The sequence below is a fragment of the Staphylococcus sp. CWZ226 genome, from assembly GCF_018986355.1.
In the GTDB taxonomy this organism is placed as follows: domain Bacteria; phylum Bacillota; class Bacilli; order Staphylococcales; family Staphylococcaceae; genus Staphylococcus; species Staphylococcus simulans.
Map to the genome: position 1 here is coordinate 1 of NZ_JAHMSB010000028.1, position 1,409 is coordinate 1,409.

Annotated in this window: 1 protein-coding gene; it reads left to right on the forward strand. The window is 33.0% G+C overall.

What is annotated here, in order from left to right:
* Positions 1-119: 119 nt before the first annotated feature.
* A partial coding sequence (locus KRR19_RS12145) for an ISL3 family transposase (RefSeq protein WP_216733651.1) occupies positions 120-1,409 on the forward strand: 1,290 nt, incomplete at its 3' end.

The window sequence follows — 1,409 nt, forward strand, 5'->3', positions numbered from 1 at the left end:
GGCTCTATACTATTTAGGACTGGTGATAATCACTAGTCCTATTTTTGATACAAAAAAAGCGCAATTATCTCTATAATTAGAAGTATCCTACAACCAATAATTAAGGAGATAATGCGCCTATGTCTAATACTATATCAATAACACTTGGAATTAAAGATAAAAATATCACTTTTGAAGATAAGGTTGAAGAAAGAAAGTATAAAGGGAAAAATTCTTTATTTTACTTTGGAAAATTAATACATTCTCCCAAGCGATGTAAACTTTGCGGACACAAAAATACGAACTTTTCTATAATCAAAAATGGTTTAAAAAAATCATGTCTTACGATACCTAAGGTATCGGAGAAGCCAGCTTATTTAATATTGGAAAAACAGCGTTTCCACTGTAAAAAGTGCTGCAGTTATTTCACTGCTGAAACACCTGTCGTTGAGCGGAATTGCTATATTTCTCAAAACACACGATTAGCTGTGCTGAATAAGTCGATAGACATACGTTCGCAAAAATCTGTCGCTGAATCTTGTCATGTCAGTAATTCCACAGTTACTCGAATAATTAATAAAGCTGCTTCTCAAATAGCTCAAACACCGTTTAAATATTTACCGGAACACTTGATGATGGATGAGTTCAAAAGCGTTAAAAATGTTGTCGGTAAAATGAGTTTTATTTATGCAGACGCAGTAACACACCGTATTATTGATATTGTGCCTGACCGTAGGTTATTTGCTTTGAAAAACTATTTCTATCGTTATCCTCTTTCTGAAAGAAAACGTGTGAAAACAGTGTCTATCGATATGTACGAACCTTATATGGCTTTGATCAGAGAAGTTTTTCCTAATGCCAAAATTCTAATAGATCGTTTCCATATTGTTCAGTCTTTAAATAGAGCCTTGAACATGACTCGAGTAACAGTTATGAATAGTTTCAGAACAACTGAAAGGCCTCTATACAACAAGTACAAGCGCTACTGGAAGATTCTTTTAAAACCATATGAACAACTTGAAGCTTTTGTTTACAGTAAGATGCCTTTATATAAACAATGGAAAACACCGAAAGGTGTTGTCGAACACTTACTGAGTTTTGACGAAAGACTTTTAAACACACATACACTCGTAAATGAGTTAAGATCCACATTGAAAGAAAACAATAAAGCTGCTTTTGAAACTGCCTTGAAAAATATAGAAATCAATAGCGTTGCTCCTAAACTTCAAACAGCTGTTAAGACACTTAGAAAGCACAATAGTATGATAAGAAATACTTTTGAATACAGTAACTTGACCAACGGTCCACTTGAGGGAATAAATACTAAAATAAAGCTGATACAGAGAATATCTTTTGGTTATAGAAATTTTGGTAATTTACGCAGTCGTATCATTTTATGTACAAATCTTTTTGCAGCTAATCCAAAAAAA